The 17,920-nt window shown below is 67.2% G+C and carries 20 protein-coding genes, 1 tRNA gene and 1 pseudogene; 8 read left to right on the top strand and 14 right to left on the bottom strand.

What is annotated here, in order from left to right:
• The first annotated feature begins 53 nt into the window (after positions 1-53).
• Together P1U75_RS10570 and P1U75_RS10565 are read left to right on the top strand one after the other, a co-directional pair.
• A complete protein-coding gene (locus P1U75_RS10570) occupies positions 54-743 on the top strand; it encodes a DUF4386 domain-containing protein (protein WP_300242938.1) in 690 nt (229 codons plus the stop codon).
• A 230-nt stretch (positions 744-973) separates the two neighbouring features.
• Positions 974-2,833 carry a M10 family metallopeptidase C-terminal domain-containing protein gene (locus P1U75_RS10565; protein ID WP_300242936.1) on the top strand — a complete coding sequence of 620 codons (1,860 nt, stop codon included), beginning with the start codon at positions 974-976 and terminating at the stop codon, positions 2,831-2,833.
• Positions 2,834-2,836: 3 nt separating this feature from the next.
• Here P1U75_RS10565 and P1U75_RS10560 read toward each other — a convergent pair whose 3' ends face one another.
• Positions 2,837-3,862: an RluA family pseudouridine synthase gene (locus P1U75_RS10560; protein WP_300242934.1), complete on the bottom strand. Its 1,026-nt coding sequence runs from the start codon at positions 3,860-3,862 to the stop codon at positions 2,837-2,839.
• Between P1U75_RS10560 and P1U75_RS10555 the strand changes: the two genes are divergently transcribed.
• Positions 3,861-4,169 carry a DUF6476 family protein gene (locus P1U75_RS10555; protein ID WP_300242932.1) on the top strand — a complete coding sequence of 103 codons (309 nt, stop codon included), beginning with the start codon at positions 3,861-3,863 and terminating at the stop codon, positions 4,167-4,169. The two genes, P1U75_RS10560 and P1U75_RS10555, sit on opposite strands and share 2 nt — an antisense overlap.
• 45 nt (positions 4,170-4,214) lie before the next feature.
• Here P1U75_RS10555 and P1U75_RS10550 read toward each other — a convergent pair.
• Positions 4,215-4,291 (bottom strand) — tRNA-His (locus P1U75_RS10550).
• Between the two features lie 44 nt (positions 4,292-4,335).
• Positions 4,336-4,818: a GNAT family N-acetyltransferase gene (locus tag P1U75_RS10545; RefSeq protein ID WP_300242930.1), complete on the bottom strand. Its 483-nt coding sequence runs from the start codon at positions 4,816-4,818 to the stop codon at positions 4,336-4,338.
• Positions 4,819-4,896: 78 nt separating this feature from the next.
• Between P1U75_RS10545 and P1U75_RS10540 the strand changes: the two genes are divergently transcribed.
• On the top strand, positions 4,897-5,103 hold the full coding sequence (locus tag P1U75_RS10540; RefSeq protein WP_300242928.1) for a DUF6324 family protein: 207 nt from the start codon (positions 4,897-4,899) through the stop codon (positions 5,101-5,103).
• Here the strand turns inward: P1U75_RS10540 and P1U75_RS10535 are convergent.
• The 7 genes from P1U75_RS10535 to P1U75_RS10505 all read right to left on the bottom strand — a co-directional run bounded on the left by P1U75_RS10535 (position 5,100) and on the right by P1U75_RS10505 (position 9,539).
• Positions 5,100-5,282, bottom strand: a complete 183-nt coding sequence (locus P1U75_RS10535; protein ID WP_300242926.1) for a hypothetical protein — start codon at positions 5,280-5,282, stop codon at positions 5,100-5,102. The two genes, P1U75_RS10540 and P1U75_RS10535, sit on opposite strands and share 4 nt — an antisense overlap.
• A complete protein-coding gene (locus P1U75_RS10530; protein WP_300242924.1) occupies positions 5,279-5,749 on the bottom strand; it encodes an MmcB family DNA repair protein in 471 nt (156 codons plus the stop codon). Before P1U75_RS10530 ends, P1U75_RS10535 begins: the two co-directional genes overlap by 4 nt.
• A gap of 490 nt (positions 5,750-6,239) precedes the next feature.
• Positions 6,240-6,569, bottom strand: coding sequence for a hypothetical protein (locus P1U75_RS10525; RefSeq protein WP_300242922.1), 330 nt, complete (start codon positions 6,567-6,569; stop codon positions 6,240-6,242).
• Between the two features lie 101 nt (positions 6,570-6,670).
• On the bottom strand, positions 6,671-7,153 hold the full coding sequence (gene nusB, locus P1U75_RS10520) for a transcription antitermination factor NusB (RefSeq protein WP_300242920.1): 483 nt from the start codon (positions 7,151-7,153) through the stop codon (positions 6,671-6,673).
• Positions 7,150-7,701, bottom strand: coding sequence for a 6,7-dimethyl-8-ribityllumazine synthase (locus P1U75_RS10515; RefSeq protein ID WP_300242918.1), 552 nt, complete (start codon positions 7,699-7,701; stop codon positions 7,150-7,152). Before P1U75_RS10515 ends, nusB begins: the two co-directional genes overlap by 4 nt.
• A 1-nt stretch (position 7,702) precedes the next feature.
• Positions 7,703-8,824, bottom strand: coding sequence for a 3,4-dihydroxy-2-butanone-4-phosphate synthase (gene ribB, locus P1U75_RS10510; protein WP_300242916.1), 1,122 nt, complete (start codon positions 8,822-8,824; stop codon positions 7,703-7,705).
• 109 nt (positions 8,825-8,933) lie between these two features.
• Complete coding sequence (locus tag P1U75_RS10505) at positions 8,934-9,539, bottom strand: hypothetical protein (protein WP_300242913.1); 606 nt, start codon at positions 9,537-9,539, stop codon at positions 8,934-8,936.
• A 141-nt stretch (positions 9,540-9,680) separates the two neighbouring features.
• Between P1U75_RS10505 and P1U75_RS10500 the strand changes: the two genes are divergently transcribed.
• Positions 9,681-10,736 carry a proline racemase family protein gene (locus tag P1U75_RS10500; protein ID WP_300242910.1) on the top strand — a complete coding sequence of 352 codons (1,056 nt, stop codon included), beginning with the start codon at positions 9,681-9,683 and terminating at the stop codon, positions 10,734-10,736.
• 6 nt (positions 10,737-10,742) lie between these two features.
• Here P1U75_RS10500 and P1U75_RS10495 read toward each other — a convergent pair whose 3' ends face one another.
• Positions 10,743-11,330 (bottom strand): riboflavin synthase, encoded by a 588-nt coding sequence (locus tag P1U75_RS10495; protein ID WP_300242908.1) that lies wholly within the window; start codon positions 11,328-11,330, stop codon positions 10,743-10,745.
• A 155-nt stretch (positions 11,331-11,485) separates the two neighbouring features.
• Here P1U75_RS10495 and P1U75_RS10490 point away from each other — a divergent pair, with 155 nt between their 5' ends.
• The 3 genes from P1U75_RS10490 (at position 11,486) to P1U75_RS10480 (ending at position 16,022) form a co-directional block, all read left to right on the top strand.
• Positions 11,486-12,778 carry a capsular biosynthesis protein gene (locus tag P1U75_RS10490; protein ID WP_300242905.1) on the top strand — a complete coding sequence of 431 codons (1,293 nt, stop codon included), beginning with the start codon at positions 11,486-11,488 and terminating at the stop codon, positions 12,776-12,778.
• Positions 12,779-12,874: 96 nt separating this feature from the next.
• Positions 12,875-14,008: a polysaccharide biosynthesis/export family protein gene (locus tag P1U75_RS10485; RefSeq protein WP_300242902.1), complete on the top strand. Its 1,134-nt coding sequence runs from the start codon at positions 12,875-12,877 to the stop codon at positions 14,006-14,008.
• Between the two features lie 4 nt (positions 14,009-14,012).
• On the top strand, positions 14,013-16,022 hold the full coding sequence (locus P1U75_RS10480; protein ID WP_300242900.1) for a capsular polysaccharide biosynthesis protein: 2,010 nt from the start codon (positions 14,013-14,015) through the stop codon (positions 16,020-16,022).
• A gap of 13 nt (positions 16,023-16,035) precedes the next feature.
• Here P1U75_RS10480 and ribD read toward each other — a convergent pair whose 3' ends face one another.
• The 3 genes and pseudogenes from ribD to P1U75_RS10465 all read right to left on the bottom strand — a co-directional run.
• On the bottom strand, positions 16,036-17,133 hold the full coding sequence (gene ribD / locus P1U75_RS10475) for a bifunctional diaminohydroxyphosphoribosylaminopyrimidine deaminase/5-amino-6-(5-phosphoribosylamino)uracil reductase RibD (RefSeq protein WP_366915018.1): 1,098 nt from the start codon (positions 17,131-17,133) through the stop codon (positions 16,036-16,038).
• A complete protein-coding gene (gene nrdR / locus P1U75_RS10470; protein WP_300242898.1) occupies positions 17,130-17,597 on the bottom strand; it encodes a transcriptional regulator NrdR in 468 nt (155 codons plus the stop codon). The genes ribD and nrdR overlap by 4 nt, the downstream gene beginning before the upstream one ends.
• Positions 17,598-17,832: 235 nt before the next feature.
• Positions 17,833-17,920 (bottom strand): annotated as a pseudogene (locus P1U75_RS10465) (IS6 family transposase); the annotation flags it as partial.

Here is a 17,920-nt window from a genome sequence, read left to right as displayed (position 1 = left end):
ATTCACTAAGCGGCGACTCTAGGGTTCCTTGCATCCAGAAATGAGCCTTTGCCATGCCCCTTGCCCCAGTCAAGCCCTGCCCCGATGCCCCGGTGTCGCGCGCGCTTTGCGCCGCCGCCGGGGGGCTTTACCTCGTCATCATCCTCTGCGGCGTCTGGAGCGAGGGGGTGGCGCGGGCCGGTCTTGTCACCCCCGGCGTGCCCGAGGCCACCGCCCGGGCCATCGCCGCCGCGCCGGGGCTGTGGTCGCTCTCCATCGCCGCCGACCTGACGATGCTTCTGGCCGACGTGGCCATCGCCGCGGTCTTCCTGCGCCTGTTCGCGGCCTCTTCACCTCTGCTGGCGCCGCTGGCCTTTGCCTTGCGTCTGGTGCAGGCGGCGCTGATCGGCGCGGCGCTTTTGCCGCTGACGTTGGCGCCGTCGCTGGCGCCCGAGGCGCAAACGTACGCTCTTTCCCTGCACAGTCTGGGCTATGATCTCGGGCTGGTCTTCTTCGCGGTCAACTGCGCGGTGATGGCGGCGATGCTGCGCCGGGCCGGGCTGGCCGGGCGCCTTCTGCCGCTGGCGCTGGCAGCGTCTGGCGCGGTCTACATGACCGGCAGCCTGACCGCCCTCTTCGCCCCGCCGCTCAACGCCGTGATGCAACCCGCCTACGCCCTGCCCTTGCTGGCCGAAAGCGCGTTCTGCCTGTGGCTCCTGCTGCGGGCCTTGCGCCGCCCGCGCGCAACGCCGCAAACCGCCTGACCATAGTCCCGGGCAGCCGCATTTCGAACAGCAGCGCCTCGAAAATTTGCGCGCCGAGTCCGAAATGGTTTCCGCAAGGGCCTCTTGACGGAACCGCAGCCCGTTCCGGCGTCGTCGGGTTCCCGGCCTTTGCGCCCGAACACGCGACTCGAATCGAATAACATGGTAAGAGACCGCATCGAATTGCCCTGACTTTTGTATTGTTCTGACCTTTATTCGGAGTCCCGTCCATGTGCGGCATCTGCGCAACCTTCCGACCCCTTGAAACCGAGTGCATCTATACCGAAGCCGGCGCCAACCCCGCATATGGCGAAACCTGGGCCGAATGGATCGAGGCCCCCGCCGGCCCGCACAGCTATACCGACCGCGGTGTGATGACCGTCAATTCCACCTTCGACGGCGGCATCGGCACCTATGGCGACAGCGACTGGATCCGGATCGAGTTCGTAAAGGGCACCACCTATTCCATCGAGATGTATTCCTTTTCGATGGAAACCTTCCTGGCGCTGGCCGACGACACCGGTTTCGTTCTGACCAATGACGATTTCGAGGTCGTCAATTATCTCGGCGTCGATTACGCGGTCAGTCGGCTCGAGGTCACGGCCTCGCGCACCGGCACCTACTATGTCATCGCCGAGGAATCCGGCCACAACGGCATCGGCGCCTATACGGTCAGCGTGATCGAGGACACCGCCGGCCCCGGCACCGGCGGTCTGGAGATGTGGAGCCTGGACGAGATTTCACATCGCCTGACCGATTCCGGCTGGGAGTTCTTCGGCGGCGAGCGGCGCGCCTGGGACAAGGACACCATCACCTACAACATCTCGGCCCTGACCGCCGAGGGCAAGGCGCTGGTTCCGCACGCCTTCGACGCCTGGACCAAGGTGACCGGCCTGAAGTTCCGCGAGACGACCGGCAGCGCCGACATCACCTTCGACGACGAGGACGCGGGCAAGGCCTATGCCAATTCCGACGTCTCGCCCTCGGGAGTCATCCAGAGCGCCAACATCAACATCGCCAAGGGCTGGGACACCGGGATCTACAAGCTGGACAGCTACGTGTTCCAGACCTTCGTGCACGAGATCGGCCATGCGCTTGGCCTGGCCCATGCCGGTGACTACAACGCGGGCACCGGCGGTCCGACCACCTATCCCGACAGCGTCCTCTACCTGAACGACAGCTGGAACACGACGATCATGTCGTACATCAACCAGACCCTGAACACCAATGACAACGCCGACTACGCGCTGGTGATGGGTCCGATGATCGCCGATGTGCTGGCGGTGCAGGATCTTTATGGCGTGCCGGGCGACATCAACGACGGCAACACGCGCTATGGCAAGAATTCCAATATCGGCGACTACATGGACATCGTCTTTGCCTCCCTGGTCGAAGGGGCCTCCCACCCGCTGATGGCGGGCGACCAGCCACTCAGCTTCACCATCGCGGACAGCGGCGGCAAGGACACGATCGATTTCCGCACCGACACCGCGCGGCAAACCGTCGATCTGCGTGCCGAAAGCCTGTCGGATGTCTATGGCGTCGCCGGCGCGATGGTGATCGGACGCGACACGGTGATCGAAACCTACCGCGCCGGGTCCGGCAATGACAGCATCACCGGCAACGACGCCAGGAACAAGCTGTTCGGCAACGATGGCGACGATACGCTCAAGGGGTTGAAGGGTGGCGACAAGCTGGTCGGCAATGCCGGAAACGACAAGCTGCTCGGCGCCGGCGGCAAGGACAAGCTGCTGGGCGGCGGTGGCAACGACACGATGAAAGGCGGCGGCGGCAAGGACACGATGATCGGCGCCGGCGGCGACGACACGATGATCGGCGGTGCTGGCGCGGATATCTTCATTTACCGGTCCGGCGACGGCAACGACACGATCAAGAAGTTCAACGACGACAAGGACACGCTGCGGATAGACGACAAGATCTGGGGCGGCGGGCTAAGCATACCGCAGGTGCTGGACCGGTTCGGATCGGATGTCGGCGGCGACGCCGTGCTGGATTTCGGCGGCGGTCAGACGATCACCGTCAAGGGCATGTCCATCTCCGACTTGGAAAACGACCTGATCCTGATCTGAGCCCTAGCCTCGCAGCGCGGCCAGCAGCGCCTCCATATCCTCCGGCAGCTTCGCCTCGAACCGCAGCGCGGCGCCGGTCACCGGATGGTCGAACCCCAGAACGGCGGCGTGCAAGGCCTGACGTGGAAAGGCGCGCACCGCCTCCAGCGCCGCCTCGGGCAGCGCCTTGACCGCCAGCTTGCGCTTGCCGCCATAGGTCGGATCGCCGATCAGCCCATGCCCCGCATGGGCCATGTGCACCCGGATCTGGTGGGTGCGCCCGGTCTCCAGCCAGCAGGAGACCAGCGCCGCCACCGGCGGCGTGCCGAACCGCTCCTCGACCCGCACCCGGGTCACCGCGTGCCGCCCGCCCTGGAACAGCACCGCCTGTTTCTGTCGGTCGGTCCTGTGGCGGGCCAGCTGGGTGGTGATCTTCATGATGTTGCCGGGCTCGAAACTCACGCCCTTGACCCCGCGCAGACGCGGATCGCTGGCCTCCGGCACGCTGTAGCAGATCGCCTGGTACAGCCGCTCGGCGCTATGCGCCTCGAACTGGGCGGCCAGACCATGGTGGGCCGCGTCGGTTTTCGCCACCACCAGCAATCCGCTGGTCTCCTTGTCGATCCGGTGCACGATGCCGGGCCGCTTGACCCCGCCCACGCCCGACAGATCGTCGCCGCAATGGTGCAAAAGCGCGTTGACCAGCGTGCCCGAGGGGGTGCCGGGCGCCGGATGCACCACCATCCCGGCGGGCTTGTTGACGACGATCAGCTCGGCGTCCTCGTAAACCACGTCGAGCGCAATCGCCTCGGGGCCGATATGGCTCTCCTCTGCAGCCTCCAGCACGATTTCCACTTGCGCGCCCTCGGCAACCCGCGCCTTGGCGTCGGTCTCCGGCACCCCGTCCACCTGCACCGCACCGGCCGCGATCAGACGCGCCAGCCGGGTCCGCGACAAGGCCGCCGCCACTGGCACATCGCGCGCAAGCGCCTTATCAAGGCGGGGCGGCGGATCGGCCGCGATTTCGAAACCGATGGTACGGCTGCTCATGTCTGATCCCCTGCCCCAATCCGACGACGCCGTGCCCGAACCGGGGCACCTGCGCCTGCTGCGCCTGTTGGTCACCACGCTCACCGTGGTGATGATCGTCGGCGTTGTAGTCGTCGTCGGCCTGCTTGTCACGCGGCTCACCGATGACACGCCGCCCCTGCCCGACCAGATCGCGCTGCCCGACGGCGCCGGCGCGCTGGCGGTGACCATGGGGCCCGGATGGTACGCGGTAGTGACCGACGATCAGCGCATCCTGATTTTCGATGCGACCTCAGGCGATCTGCGCCAGACGGTCGAGATCGAGTGAACCGATCCGGCGACCGCGCCGCAAACGCGTGATTTCAGGGGAAGATGGTACCGCCTTCCCGGTTTGAACGGGAGACCTCTGGATCCACAATCCAGCGCTCTAACCAACTGAGCTAAGGCGGCACTGAGGAGCGATTTAGCCAACCGACTTCGCGATTGCAAGCGGTTTACAGGTCAATTCGCCAGCTTTGTTCCACCAGATCGACGCCAAAGGACCGCACCGGCACGCTCTCGGTCAGCTGCCACCCGGTGGCGGCATAAAGCGCGCAGGCGGCCCGGTGGCTCTCATGGGTCCAGAGCACCATGTCGCGGTATCCGGCCTTTCGCGCGAAGCCAATGCAGGTCCGCAGCAGGCGCTTGCCCAGCCCCTTGCCCCGCGCCCGCGGATCCAGCAGGAACAGCCGCAGCTTGGCGGTGCCGCCGCCCGCATCGACGCAAAAGATGCTGCCCAGCCGGGCACCGCTTTCCTCGGCGATCCAGCCGCACTCCCGCTCCGGGTCGTGACCTGTGATGAAGGCGTCGAGGATACCGGCCACCAGCGGGCCGAAGCTGTCGTCGAACCCCTCGTCGCGGGCATAGAGCGTCTGGTGCCGCTCCACCAGCCAGGGCGCGTCAGCGGGGTCAAAGGGGCGCAGGATCAAATCTGTCATGGCGGTATCAACCCTCAACCCGGCTTGATTCTCAACCCTTCGCGCGATAGCACGGGCGCCTGACCACCGGAGGCCGCCATGGGCATCAACACCGAACGCGAAATCGAAGCCAACATGCAGATCGGCCCGACCGACAATGCGATGGTGCGCATTTTCGTGGAATCCCAGGGGGTCGAGGTGCCGATGGATTTCGACCCCGAGGAAGCCGAGGAAATCGCCGAGGAAATCCGCGCCGCCGCGGCCCAGGCCCGGGCAATGGCCGAGGGCGGCGGCAAGCGCCGCTAACGCTGGATCTCTCCCGGACCGATCAGTTCGAATCCGGTGATCTCGAACTCGTAAAGCCCGCTCTGGTCGGCCTTCTCGGCCCGGGCGATCAGCTTGCCGTCGCGATGGAACACCGCATGGGCGCTGTGCAACGCGCGATAGCACCAATCCCCGTCGGGATAGTAATACTTGATCATCATCGACGTCCCTCCCCTTCCGATGGTTCGATCAGCGCCGCCACGCCGGGATCGCGCAGCGCCTGCAACCGCCGCGCCGCATGGCTGGCGAATTTCTGGATCATTACCTTGCGCCGCGCCGGCGCCAGCCTGTCCTCCGGCCCCATGCGCAGGATCTCCGCATCATAGGCATCGGCGATGATCAGACCGGTCTCGGCCGGCAGCACCTCGGTCGGAAATTCCAGGTCCACCGCCCAGAAATAGCGGTCGCACCAGTCCAGATACCCCTGCCATTTGCTGTCGGACTGGTAATCGGCCCGGCCAGACTTACACTCGACCACCCAGAGTTCGCCTTTTGGCCCCAGCGCCATCACGTCCACCCTGAGGCCGCGCGCGGGCACGAATTCCTCGACCGAAACGAACCCGTGGCGGCGCAGGTGGCGGGCCACCCCGCGGGCCAGAAGCTGTCCGGGCTGCATATCCTCGATCATGGGAAAAGGGTGAACAATTCGTGAACAAAAATCAAGTCCAAAGACCACATCCGCCGTCTCCGAGGGCCGCCCGCGCGCTTCGGCCCTGCCGGAAAACCCCGCTCCGCAATCAGCCGCCCGCGATGCAGAATGCCGCAATCGGCCCTTGCCACCAACCTGGCAAAGCCCTAGCTATATCCAGTGGCGGGTACTGCCCTTCCTGTGACCGGTAGCATTCCAGTGGCCTTAAATATTTCCGAGGGGGCTGGCTCTGTTCAGGTCTTGGCCTGATTACCTGGCGCCCACCTGTACATACAGGTCCTCGGGAATCGAACCGCACGTTCGCGGTGGTCCCGCCACATGAATTTCCGGAAAAATGGCAATCGGCATCTGCTGTCGCCCGCTGCCCTCCCCGCGCAAGCGGGGACCTACCGGCCCTGACCCCTGCGGACACATACCGCGCCCGCGTTGATCGATCCCCGTTCTCGCTGGGATGACGGGGTGCAAAACCTCAGGTGCGGTGGATCTGCCGGTCGCGCGGGGCCTCTTCGACCGGCACCGGGACGGCAAGAAACTCCTCGCTGCGCACCGGCGTGTTGCCGCGCGGGCCGCTCTCGTCGCGCTCGGCCAAGGCCATCACCGCCCAGCCGAACTGGACCCCGGCAAAGACGATGCCATGAGCGAACCAGAGCACCACCACGGCCAGGATGCCCACATCGGTGCTGCTGACCAGATGCCAAAGGTTCATCACGTTGAACCACAGCAGCATCGCGACAAATCCCGCCGCGACGGCAAAGCCGATCAGGACGTTCTTGATGTAAAGCTTGATCAGTTCGGGCATGACATTCCCTCCAATGCCCTAATGTTAGCACGCGCGCCGCCACCGTCCATCGCCAAGGGCCGGGCATGTCGCCGCAGGGGGGCGACCGGCGGCGGACCGGCTCAGAAACCCTCGGGCCGGGCCTCGCGCGCCATGTGATCCAGCACCGCGTTGACGAAGCTGGCTTCGCGCCCTTCGGGAAAGAACGCCCGGGCAATATCGACGAACTCGGAAATCACCACCTTGGGCGGCGTGTCGGATTCGACCAACTCGGCCCCGGCGGCGCGAAACAGCCCGCGCAGGGTCGGGTCGATCCGCGCGATCGGCCATTTCGCCACCAGAGCCCGGTCGGTCATCTGGTCGATCCGGGCCTGGTGGTTGACCGCGTCGCCGATCAGCTTGCGGAACAGATCGGCGTCGCCCTCGATCATCTCGTCGCCCTCGTAGCTGGCGCCGAAGCGGTGATCTAGAAACTCGCTGACCACCTGATCGGTGGTCTGGCCCGACTGCTCCATCTGGAACAGCGCCTGCACCGCATAAAGCCGCGCGGCGGATTTCATCTTGCGTTTCTGGTTGCCCGAGAGGGGCGCGCCCGTGGTGCTCATGCGGTGTGGGATCCGTCGTTGTCCCCGGCTAGGAGGATGGTCTCGGACGGGGGCTTGAATCCCACGTCCTTTTTCTGGCCGCCCCACTTACGGCTGAGCGCGACCAGATGCAAGGCCGCAGCAGCGGCGCCGCCGCCCTTGTTCTGGTCGGCAGGATCGGCGCGCACCTCGGCCTGGGTCCGGTTCTCGACCGTCAGGATGCCGTTGCCGATGCACAGCCCCTGCAACCCCATCAGCTGGAGCGCCCGGCTCGAATCGTTGCACACGGTGTCGTAATGGGTGGTCTCGCCCCGGATCACGCAGCCCAGCGCCACGTAGCCGTCGAAGTTGGAATAGCGGTCGGCCATGGCGATGGCGGTCGGCACCTCCAGCGCGCCGGGCACCTCGGCGATCTCCCAGCTGCCGCCGGCGGCCTCGATCTCGGCGGTGGCGCCGGCGATCATGTTGTCGGCGATGTCCTTGTAATAGGGCGCCACCACGATCAGCAGCTTGACCGGCTTGTCAAAGGATGCGCGCGGCAGGGTGTAATGGGTCTGGTTTCCGGCCATCTCAGCTTTCTCCCAGGATCGGGCGTGTGCCCGCGATGGTCAGCCCGAAGGCGTCGAGGCCCACGTAGCGGGTGCGCGGGTTGTCGGTCAGCAGGACCAGGTCGTGCAGTCCCAGGCTGGACAGGATCTGCGCCCCCAGCCCGGTCTGCTTGATGGTGCGCGGCCCGTCGTCCTCGTTTGCGTAAAGCGCATTGCGCGGTTGCCGGAACAGGCAGACCACCCCGCGCCCCTCTTCGGCGATGATCTCCATCGCGCGCGGCAACTCGCGGGCCGATTTCGGCCCGAGGCCAAGAATGTCCGAGGCCTCGTGCAGCGCATGGGTCCGGGTCAGGACCGGCTCGGGCGTGGAGATATCGCCCTTGGTCATCACCACATGCTCGATGCCGTGGGTCTGGTCGGTAAAGATCCGCAGCTCCCATTCTCCGCCGAACTCCGATGTCACCGTCTCGCGCGAGGTTTCGATCACCAGGTTGTCGTTGCGGGCGCGATAGGCGATCAGGTCGGAAATCGTGCCGATCATCAGCCCGTGGTCCCTGGCGAACTCCACCAGGTCGGGCAGCCGCGCCATGGTGCCGTCGTCCTTCATGATCTCGCAGATCACACCGGCGGGGTTCAGCCCGGCCAGCCGCGCGATATCCACCGCCGCCTCGGTATGGCCAGCACGCACCAGAACGCCGCCGCGCTTGGCCCGGAGCGGGAACACATGGCCGGGCGTGGCCAGGCTCGCCATCGTGTTCTGCTCGTTGATCGCGGTGGCGACGGTCAGCGCCCGGTCGTCGGCGGAAATGCCGGTGCTGACCCCTTCGCGCGCCTCGATCGAGACGGTAAAGGCGGTCTCGTGGCGGGACGAGTTGTTCACCGCCATCATCGGCAGGCCCAGCCGGTCGATCCGCTCGGCGGTCATCGGCAGGCAGATCAGCCCGCGCCCGTGGGTGGCCATGAAGTTGATCGCCTCGGCATCGGCGAACTCGGCGGCGATCACCAGGTCGCCCTCGTTCTCGCGGTCCTCGTGATCGACCAGGATGAACATCCGGCCCTTGCGCGCCTCGTCGATGATTTCCTCGATCGGGCTGATCGCGTCGCTCAGGCCGGTCTCGACCGGACCGGGGGTTTCAAAACTCATGGGGCAGCGGCCTCTCTTGCAGCAGTCCCTGCGCAGATAGACCACGGCGCCCGCGAACGCCAGCCCCGCGCGCCCGGAACGGCGCGCGTACCGGCTGTGCGCAGATGCCTCAGACCGCCTGGCGGAAATACTCCTGCGCGCCCAGGTAACCCGCCGCACGCCCCGCCGCGACCCATTCGCGCTCCAGCGGGGCGTCGCCCACCACCAGCACCCGGCTGCCCGGCAGGCGCTGCCCCTGCAACAGCCCCGCGATCCGCGTCCGCATCTGGCCCCAGCTGTCGGTAAAGCGCGGCGCCGCATCCCCAGCGTCGAGCACCGGGTTGCACAGCAGCACCGCCCCGGGCGTCTGCGGAGGGTGCACCAGCACCAACCGCCGCGCCCCCTTGAGCAGTGCCAGCCTCTGCGCCTCGGGGATCGGGATCCGCGCGTCGCCTGCAAAGATCCGAAGCGCGTTCGAGGAGAACAGAAGCCCGGTGATGTCATCGCCGGAAAACTGCCGCACCCTGGCATAGGTCCTGTAATCCATCCCCAGTTCGGCGGCGCGCTTGATGCGCATCTGCAGCACCAGCTTGGGGATCGCGTTGGGCATCAGCGCCCGCTGCGCCCGCCGCCACTGATGGGTGCGCAGCACCGCGCCCGGCTCGATCGACGGGCCGCCGTTGTGGCCGATCCCCGCCGCCTTTGCCGCCATCTCCCGCGATTTTCCCGACTCCATGTCGCACCTCCGCTGCAACGCTCCCGATCCTGCATACCCCGGCATATTTGCCCGATCCATCCACCGCGCCACGTTCTCGCCTCTGGACCGCGCGCGCCCCGGTGCTTAGCCTGTTTTCCGTGCACTTATGGAGGATGTCCCATGCGCCTGTCCCGGATGATCACCGCCGTCGAGGCCCATGCCGAGGGCGAACCGGGCCGCGTCATCACCGGCGGGATACCGCATCTGCCCGGCAAAAGCGTCTTTGAAAAGATGCAATGGATGCAGGCCAACGCCGACGACATCCGGCTGATGATGCTGCGCGAGCCGCGCGGCCATCCGGCGCTGTGCTGCAACATCCTGGTGCCGCCCTGCGATCCGCGCGCCGACGCGGGTTTCATCATCATGGAGCAGACGGAATACCCGCCGATGTCGGGCTCCAATACGATCTGCGTCGTCACGGTCCTTCTGGAAACCGGCATCCTGCCAATGCGCGAGCCAGTGACCGAGCTGACGCTGGAGGCCCCCGCCGGGCTGGTTCACGTGCGCGCCACCTGCAAGGACGGCAAGGTCACAAGGGTGGAGTTCCGCAACGTCCCCGCCTTCGCGGTTCATCTCGGCGCGAGGATCGAGGTTGCCGGCCTCGGCACCGTCACCGTCGATGTCGCCTGGGGCGGGATGTTCTTCGTGCAGGCCGAGGCCGCGCCGCTGGGGGTGACGCTCGACGCCGCCAACGGCACCGAGATCGTGCGGATCTCCGAGGCGATCCGCCACGCCGCCGCCGAACAACTGCACGTCGCCCACCCGGACAACCCGGCAATCACCGGGCCCACCATCACCGATCTCTGGGGGCCGCCCGTCGCGCCGGGCACCCACGGGCGCGGCGCGATCACCCTTTCGACCGGGCCGTTCGATCCCGCCCGTCCCGACCGCGCCAGCGGCATCCTCGACCGCTCGCCCTGCGGCACCGCGACCTGCGCCCGTATGGCGGTGCTGCACGCGCGGGGGGCGCTGCCGGTCGGGCAGGATTACGTCAACGCCGGTCCGCTCGGCACCACGTTCACCGGGCGCATCGTCGAGGAAACCCGCGTCGGCCCCTACCTGGCCATCGTGCCGACGCTGGCCGGCCAGGGCTGGATCCACGGCACCGCGAACTGGACGCTGGATCCCTCCGACCCGTTCCCGGGGGGCTATACCGTCGGCGAAATGTGGGGCTGAGGCGCCTCAGCCCACCTCTTTCAGCCGCGCCACGTAGCGCGCCAGCGTGTCGATCTCCAGATTCACCCGGTCGCCCACCTGCACCGCGCCCCAGGTGGTCGCCTCCTTGGTGTGCGGGATGAAGTTGATGCCGAAATCGCGGCCGTCGACATCGTTCACCGTCAGCGAGGTGCCATTGAGCGCCACCGACCCCTTGGGCGCGATGAACCGGGCCAGATCCCCAGGCGCGCGCAGGGTGACGCGGGTGCTGTCGCCCTCGTCCTCGACCGCGATCACCTCGGCCACACCGTCGATATGGCCCGACACGATATGACCGCCCAGCTCGTCGCCCACCTTCAGCGCGCGTTCCAGGTTCACCCGCTTGCCGACCGTCCAACCGCCCAGGTTGGTCTTTGACAGGGTCTCGGCGCTGATTTCCACGTCGTACCAGTCGCCCCCCAGCGCGATCACCGTCAGGCACACCCCGTCGCTGGCGATCGAGGCGCCGATGTCGATGCCGCCGGTGTCATAGCCGGTGCCGATCCGCGCCCGCAGATCGCCGCGCTTTTCCAACTCGGTGACGGTGCCGATATCTGTGATGATCCCTGTGAACATGGCCTGTCTCCTGCACGAATGTCGCCCCGTGAGGTAGCCGCCCGGCAAGCCTCGGGCAAGCCCCCGCTTGCCCCGGCGGCCCGTCCCGGTCATAGTTTAGCCAAAATAAACGGTTATGGGGCACCCATGGGGTATTGTGGCATGCAGGGCAACAAATGACCGGACCAGCCCAGACAGATCGCGTTTTCCTGTTTCTCCAGGGGCCGCATGGCCCGTTCTTCGATGCCCTCTCCCGGATGCTGCGCACCGCCGGCGCCACCGTCTGGCGGGTCGGCTTCAACGCCGGGGATCGCGCGTTCTGGCGCCAGTCTGGCAGCTACATCCCCTATCGCGGAACCCCCGATGACTGGCCAGCAGAATTCGACCGCCTGCTCGACGCGCGCGGCGTCACCGACATCGTCCTTTACGGCGACACGCGGCCCGTCCATGCCGAGGCGGTGCGCGCGGCCAAGGCGCGCGGCCTTACAGTGCATGTCTTCGAAGAAGGGTACATGCGCCCCTATTGGGTCACCTACGAACGCGGCGGCGCCAACGGCAACTCCCGCCTGATGGAGATGTCGGTGCAGGAGATGCAATCGGCCCTGGCACGGTCGGACATGGAGGCGCCGCTGCCCCCGGCCCACTGGGGCGACATGCGCCAGCACATGTTCTACGGCGCGCTCTACCACTGGTTCGTGATGTTCTGGAACCGGGGCTACCGCAACTTCCGCCCCCATCGCGCCCTGCCGGTGACCAAGGAATTTCAGCTTTATCTGCAGCGCCTGCTGCTGATCCCGGTTCACGCGATCGACCGCCGCCTCGCCACCCGGCGGGTGCGCACCGGCGGCTTTCCCTACCACCTGGCGCTGCTGCAGCTGGAGCATGACAGCGCCTTTCAGGTGCATTCCCCCTTTTCCACCATGACGGAGTTTCTGGCCCAGGTGATCGAGGGCTTTGCAAAGGGCGCCCCACGCCACCACCACCTGGTGATCAAGGCCCACCCGCTGGAAGACGGGCGCGTGCCGATGCGGGCCGAAACCCGCCGCCTGGCGCGCCACCTCGGGTTGCAGGGACGGGTCCACTACGTGCGCGGCGGCAAGCTGGCACAGCTGCTGAACGACGCCCGCAGCGCCGTCACGGTCAATTCCACCGCCGGTCAACAGGTGCTCTGGCGCGGCATTCCGCTCAAGGTGTTCGGCCGTGCCGTCTATGCCAAGCCCGAGTTCGTCTCGGGCCAGCCGCTGTCCGAGTTCTTTGCCTGTGCCGGGCGGCCCGACAACCGCGCCTACAAGGATTACCGCCGTTTCCTGCTGGAAACCAGCCAGGTGCCGGGCGGGTTCTATTCCCGCCGCGGACGGCGGCAACTGCTGCGCCAGGTGGCCGACATGATGCTCGCATCCGAAGATCCCTACGACGCACTGAAATCGGGCACAGCGGCCCCACGGCAACACCTGCGCGCCGTGACCTGAGCGCATCCGACTTGGGGACTGGATTTTAACGCCGGATTCCGATAGGTTGTCTGAAAAACCTGAGGCAGAATAATAACAGGTCGAGGAGACCGAGCAGTGAAACCCGTGACTTTCCGGTGGGCGAAGCCCGTCGCGCTGCTGGCCGCGTTCGCGCTGCTGGCCTCATGCGCATTGCCCCGCGTCGGCCCCAACAAGCGTGAAATCTTCGCCGGGTCGGTCCAGAAAGAGGGTGACGCCTTCGTCGTTTCGGTCAATGACCGCGTCACCCGCGCCACCGCCGTGGTGCCCGCGCTGGGCTTTTCCCAGGCCTTCCAGAGCGCCGGGCGCCTGACCTCCGACACCATCCGCCCCGGCGACATCCTGGGGCTGACCATCTGGGAAAACGTCGATGACGGGCTGCTGGCCAGCGCCGGCGCCAACGCCACCATCCTCGACGAGGTGCAGGTCGACAGCGCCGGTTTCATCTTCGTCCCCTATGCCGGGCGGCTTCGCGCTGCCGGAAACACACCCGAACGCCTGCGCGAGATGATCACCGAGCGGCTGCAGGACCAGACCCCGGACCCGCAGGTGCAGGTGCGCCGCGTCGCCGGCGATGGCTCCACCGTGTCGCTGGTCGGCGCCGTCGGCGCGCCGGGCATCTACCCGATCGAACGGCCGACCCGGACCCTGACCGCGATGCTGGCCCGTGCCGGCGGTATCGCCATTCAGCCCGAGGTCGCCCAGATCGTCGTCAACCGCGGCTCCCAGCAGGGCAAGATCTGGTTCCAGGATCTCTACGAACATCCCGGCCTCGACATCGCGCTGCGCGGCGGCGACCGCATCCTGGTCGAGGAGGATACCCGCTCCTTCACCGCGCTGGGGGCGACCAGTTCACAGGCCCGCGTTCCGTTCCAGACCCAGGAGCTTTCGGCGCTCGAGGCGATCGCCCAGGTCGGCGGGCTGATCTCCAGTTCGTCGGACCCCACCGGCGTCTTCGTCTTCCGCAACGAACCGGCCGAGATCGCGGGCCAGGTGCTGGGCCGCAACGACCTGACCGGTGCGCAGCGCATGGTCTACGTGCTCAACCTGACCGAACCCAACGGCATGTTCATGGCCCGGGATTTCGTGATCCGCGATGACGACACGCTCTATGTGACCGAGGCGCCCTACGCCCAGTGGACCAAGACCATCTCGCTCATCTCGGGCTCGATCACCCCGGTCTCCAGCATTTCGTCGCTGGCCGGCGGCTGACGCCATGACCGGCCCGGATGGCACGGCAGCAGCCGGGGGCAACCGCCCCCGGCTTTTCGTTTACAACGGCGGCTTCCTGACCCAGCGCCGGATCCGCCGCATCCTCCGCCTCTCCGGCCACCGCCTACGCCTCGGCCTGCCAGGCCCGGAGGATGCCGTCGCTGTCTGGGGCGCCAGCCCGACCGCCCATCGCGGCCTGGCCGTCGCCGCCAAACGCGGTGTCGCGGTCCTGCGGGTCGAGGATGCCTTCCTGCGCTCGCTGCATCCCGGCCGCACGGGCGAACCGCCGCTTGGCCTCTGCCTCGACTGGTCGGGGCCGCATTTCGATCCCACCTCTCCCTCGGACCTCGAACAGCTCCTTGCCACCGATCCGCTCGACGACAGCGCGCTGCTGAACCGGGCACGCGACGCCATCGCCCGGATCCGCGAGGCGGGGTTGACCAAATACAGCGGCTTCGATCCCGACGGCCCGCTGCCCGAACCGCCCTATGTTCTGGTCATCGACCAGACCCGCGGCGACGCCTCGATCACCTCCAGTGGCGGCAATGACGCGCTGTTCCGCGAGATGCTGGTCTTTGCCCAGCTCGAACACCCTGGCATGCCGGTGGTGATCAAGACCCACCCGGAAACCCAGGCGGGCTTTCGCCCCGGGTATTTCGGCCCGCAGGATACCAATGACCGCATTAGCCTGCTGACCCATTCGGTCAATCCCTGGGCGCTGATGGAGGGCGCGGTGGGAGTTTACACCGTCTCCTCGCAACTGGGGTTCGAGGCGATCTTCGCCGGGCACAGGCCGCGCGTCTTCGGCCAGCCGTTCTATGCCGGCTGGGGCCTCACCCAGGACGAAAACCCGGTGCCGCGCCGCCAACGCAGCCTGACGCGCGCGCAGCTCTTCGCCGCCGCCATGATGCTCTACCCCACCTGGTACGATCCCTACCGGGACCGGCTGTGCGAGTTGGAAGGCGTGCTCGACACGCTCGAGGCGCAGGTGCGCGCCTGGCGCGAGGACCGAAACGGCTGGACCGCCTCGGGGATGCGGTTGTGGAAACGCCGACCGCTGCAGGCGATGTTCGGGCAACCGAAACGGATGATCTTCTCCGACGACCTGGCCAAGGCAGAGGCGACCGGCCGCCGCCGCATGGTCTGGGCCTCCCGCGCCGACGCGCAGGAGGATGTTGTTCGGGTCGAGGATGGTTTCCTGCGCTCGCGCGGGCTGGGGGCAGACCTGGTGCCGCCGCTGTCGCTGGTGAGTGACGATCTGGGCATCTACTACGACCCGCGCCGCCCCTCGCGGCTGGAACATCTGATCGCGACCCGCGCCGAGCTGCGCGCAGACCAGCACGCCCGCTCCGAGCGCCTGATCGCGGCGCTGACGGGCGCCGGGCTCAGCAAGTACAATCTGGACGGCAAAACGTACGATTTGCCTGCCGGCCGCCGCATCCTCGTCCCCGGACAGGTTGAGGATGATGCCTCGATCCGCACCGGCGCAGGAGAGGTGAACACCAACCTCGCCCTGTTGCAGGCCGCGCGCTTGGCCAACCCCGATGCGGTGATCGTCTACAAACCCCACCCGGACGTCGAGGCCGGGCTGCGCGCGGGTGGCACAGATGCCGAGTCCCTGGCCGACGTCATCGCAACCCACGCCGATCCCGCCGCCTTGCTGGCGCAGGTGGACGAGGTCTGGACCATGACCTCGCTGATGGGGTTCGAGGCGCTTTTGCGCGAGGTGCCGGTCACCACCCTCGGCGCGCCCTTCTATGCCGGCTGGGGCCTGACCCGCGATCTCGGAGACATCCCGACCCGCCGCCGCGCCCGCCCGGCGCTGGAGGGGCTGGTGCATGCGACGCTCATCGACTACCCGCGCTACCGCGATCCGCTTACTGCCCTGCCCTGCCCGGTCGAGGTGATCGTCGAACGGCTGAGCACGGGAGCGGCGCCGCGCCCCGGGATGGCCAACAGGATACTGTCGAAACTGCAGGGTGTGTTCGCCACCTACGCCCACCTCTGGCGATAGCGGATCGGGGGCGTTACCCGGATCGGGTCCAGCGCATCATGGCGTCACCGCCCAGGTCGCGGACCTCCGACAGGGCAAAGCGCGGCGCCTCGGCCAGATGACCCAGCCCCAGCGCGCCGATCGCCGGCAGCCCCTCGGCGCCGATCGCCAGACCGGCGGTAAAGCCGACCAGTTCGTCCACCAGATCCTCGGCCAGAAGCGAGGCCGCCAGCGCGCTGCCGCCCTCGCAGAACACCCGCGTGATCCCCGCCGCGCCCAACTGGCGCAGCACATCCATCGGGTCGAGCTGCACCCCCCTGACCGCGCAGGGCAACAGGCGCGCGCCCAACCCCTCCCAGGCGCGAACCCGCTCGGCATCGGCGCCACTGCCATGGCACAACCACAGCGGCACCTCGCCCGCGCTGCGTGCCAGCTGCCCCAGCAGCGGCAGGTCGAGATGGCGCGACACCACCACCCGCACCGGCTGATGCGAAATACCCAGATCCCGCACGGTGAGCGACGGATCGTCGGCCCGCGCCGTGCCGGCGCCGACCATCACCGCCTCATGGCGCGCGCGCAGCCCGTGCACCGCGCGCCGCGCCGCTGACCCGGTGATCCACTTGCTCTCGCCGGTGGCGGTGGCGATCCGCCCGTCGAAACTGCTGGCCAGCTTCAGCGTGACAAAGGGGCGGCCCTGTTCGGTGCGCAGGAAAAAGCCCGCGTGATCGCGCGCCGCCTGGTCGGCCAGCACACCGGTGGTCACCTCTACCCCATGCATGCGAAGGCGTTCGAACCCCTGCCCCGAAACCCGCGGATCGCTGTCCTGCACCGGGGCCACCACCCGGGCGACGCCCGCCGCGATCAGCGCATCGGCACAGGGCGGTGTCTTGCCGTGGTGGGAACAGGGCTCCAGCGTGACATAGGCAGTGGCACCCCTGGCCATCCCGCCCGCCTGCGCCAGCGCGACAGGCTCGGCATGCGGCCGCCCGCCCGGCCCGGTCCAGCCACGCCCGACGATGCGGCCGCCGCGCACGATGACGCAACCGACCGCCGGATTGGGCCAGCACCGCCCCTGTCCCCGCCGGCCCAGCGACAGGGCCAGCGCCATGAAACGGGTATCGCTTGCGCTCACTCTTCCGGTGCCGTTTCGGGGCGCAGTTCGTGCACGAAGCTCTCGAAATCGTCCGCCGCCTGGAAGTTTTTGTAAACGCTGGCGAAACGGACATAGGCAACGGTGTCGATCCGGGCCAGGGCCTCCATCACGATCTCGCCGATCTTCTTCGACGGGATGTCGGTGTCGCCCATGCTTTCCAGTCGCCGCACGATGCCCGAGATCATCTGGTCGATGCGCTCGGGGTCAATGGGGCGTTTCTGCATCGAGATGCGGATCGAGCGTTCCAGCTTGTCGCGGTCGAAATCCTCGCGCTTGCCGCTGGTCTTGATGACCACCAGGTCGCGCAGCTGCACCCGCTCGTAGGTGGTGAAGCGGCCGCCGCAGGCCGGGCAGAACCGCCGCCGCCGGATCGCGGCATGATCCTCTGCCGGTCGCGAATCCTTGACCTGAGTGTCTATGTTTCCGCAAAACGGGCAGCGCATCAGCCGTCCCCCTCGTCCATTGAAATGCCTGTGATTGTGGGCGCTCCGGCACACTTATCCACAACTATAGGCGACCCGCCAGAGTTTGGGTAGGGGGGAAATGCGACCGCAAGACATAGACGCGCAGGCCCCGCGCCTAGCCCAGATGCGCCGCCACCCGGCGCCGGTGCGGGGCGTCGCGGGGTGCTGCCAGACGAATGCGAACCAGTCTCGGCAAGGACAGGATGGCTGTCCCCTATTCAGCGCAGAGACCGCGCCACTCGGCGAGAGCGGCGGCGCGATTCAGCTTGAAATTTGATCTCGAGGTGAGGCTGCGCTCCGAG

It is taken from the genome of Antarcticimicrobium sp., assembly GCF_029212575.1.
In the GTDB taxonomy this organism is placed as follows: domain Bacteria; phylum Pseudomonadota; class Alphaproteobacteria; order Rhodobacterales; family Rhodobacteraceae; genus Antarcticimicrobium.
The sequence above is the reverse complement of the archived record's forward strand: the minus strand, read 5'-3'. Positions and strand labels throughout refer to the sequence as shown.

Bases quoted from the DNA above. Each gene is read 5' to 3' on its own strand.
- nrdR (WP_300242898.1), bottom strand. From the start codon at position 17,597: ATGCGCTGCCCGTTTTGCGGAAACATAGACACTCAGGTCAAGGATTCG.
- P1U75_RS10530 (WP_300242924.1), bottom strand. From the start codon at position 5,749: ATGATCGAGGATATGCAGCCCGGACAGCTTCTGGCCCGCGGGGTGGCC.
- P1U75_RS10505 (WP_300242913.1), bottom strand. From the start codon at position 9,539: ATGGAGTCGGGAAAATCGCGGGAGATGGCGGCAAAGGCGGCGGGGATC.
- nusB (WP_300242920.1), bottom strand. From the start codon at position 7,153: ATGAGCACCACGGGCGCGCCCCTCTCGGGCAACCAGAAACGCAAGATG.
- P1U75_RS10565 (WP_300242936.1), top strand. From the start codon at position 974: ATGTGCGGCATCTGCGCAACCTTCCGACCCCTTGAAACCGAGTGCATC.
- P1U75_RS10555 (WP_300242932.1), top strand. From the start codon at position 3,861: ATGTCTGATCCCCTGCCCCAATCCGACGACGCCGTGCCCGAACCGGGG.
- P1U75_RS10525 (WP_300242922.1), bottom strand. From the start codon at position 6,569: ATGCCCGAACTGATCAAGCTTTACATCAAGAACGTCCTGATCGGCTTT.
- P1U75_RS10540 (WP_300242928.1), top strand. From the start codon at position 4,897: ATGGGCATCAACACCGAACGCGAAATCGAAGCCAACATGCAGATCGGC.
- P1U75_RS10560 (WP_300242934.1), bottom strand. From the start codon at position 3,862: ATGAGCAGCCGTACCATCGGTTTCGAAATCGCGGCCGATCCGCCGCCC.
- P1U75_RS10480 (WP_300242900.1), top strand. From the start codon at position 14,013: ATGACCGGCCCGGATGGCACGGCAGCAGCCGGGGGCAACCGCCCCCGG.
- P1U75_RS10570 (WP_300242938.1), top strand. From the start codon at position 54: ATGCCCCTTGCCCCAGTCAAGCCCTGCCCCGATGCCCCGGTGTCGCGC.
- P1U75_RS10495 (WP_300242908.1), bottom strand. From the start codon at position 11,330: ATGTTCACAGGGATCATCACAGATATCGGCACCGTCACCGAGTTGGAA.
- P1U75_RS10490 (WP_300242905.1), top strand. From the start codon at position 11,486: ATGACCGGACCAGCCCAGACAGATCGCGTTTTCCTGTTTCTCCAGGGG.
- P1U75_RS10545 (WP_300242930.1), bottom strand. From the start codon at position 4,818: ATGACAGATTTGATCCTGCGCCCCTTTGACCCCGCTGACGCGCCCTGG.
- P1U75_RS10535 (WP_300242926.1), bottom strand. From the start codon at position 5,282: ATGATGATCAAGTATTACTATCCCGACGGGGATTGGTGCTATCGCGCG.
- P1U75_RS10500 (WP_300242910.1), top strand. From the start codon at position 9,681: ATGCGCCTGTCCCGGATGATCACCGCCGTCGAGGCCCATGCCGAGGGC.
- ribB (WP_300242916.1), bottom strand. From the start codon at position 8,824: ATGAGTTTTGAAACCCCCGGTCCGGTCGAGACCGGCCTGAGCGACGCG.
- P1U75_RS10515 (WP_300242918.1), bottom strand. From the start codon at position 7,701: ATGGCCGGAAACCAGACCCATTACACCCTGCCGCGCGCATCCTTTGAC.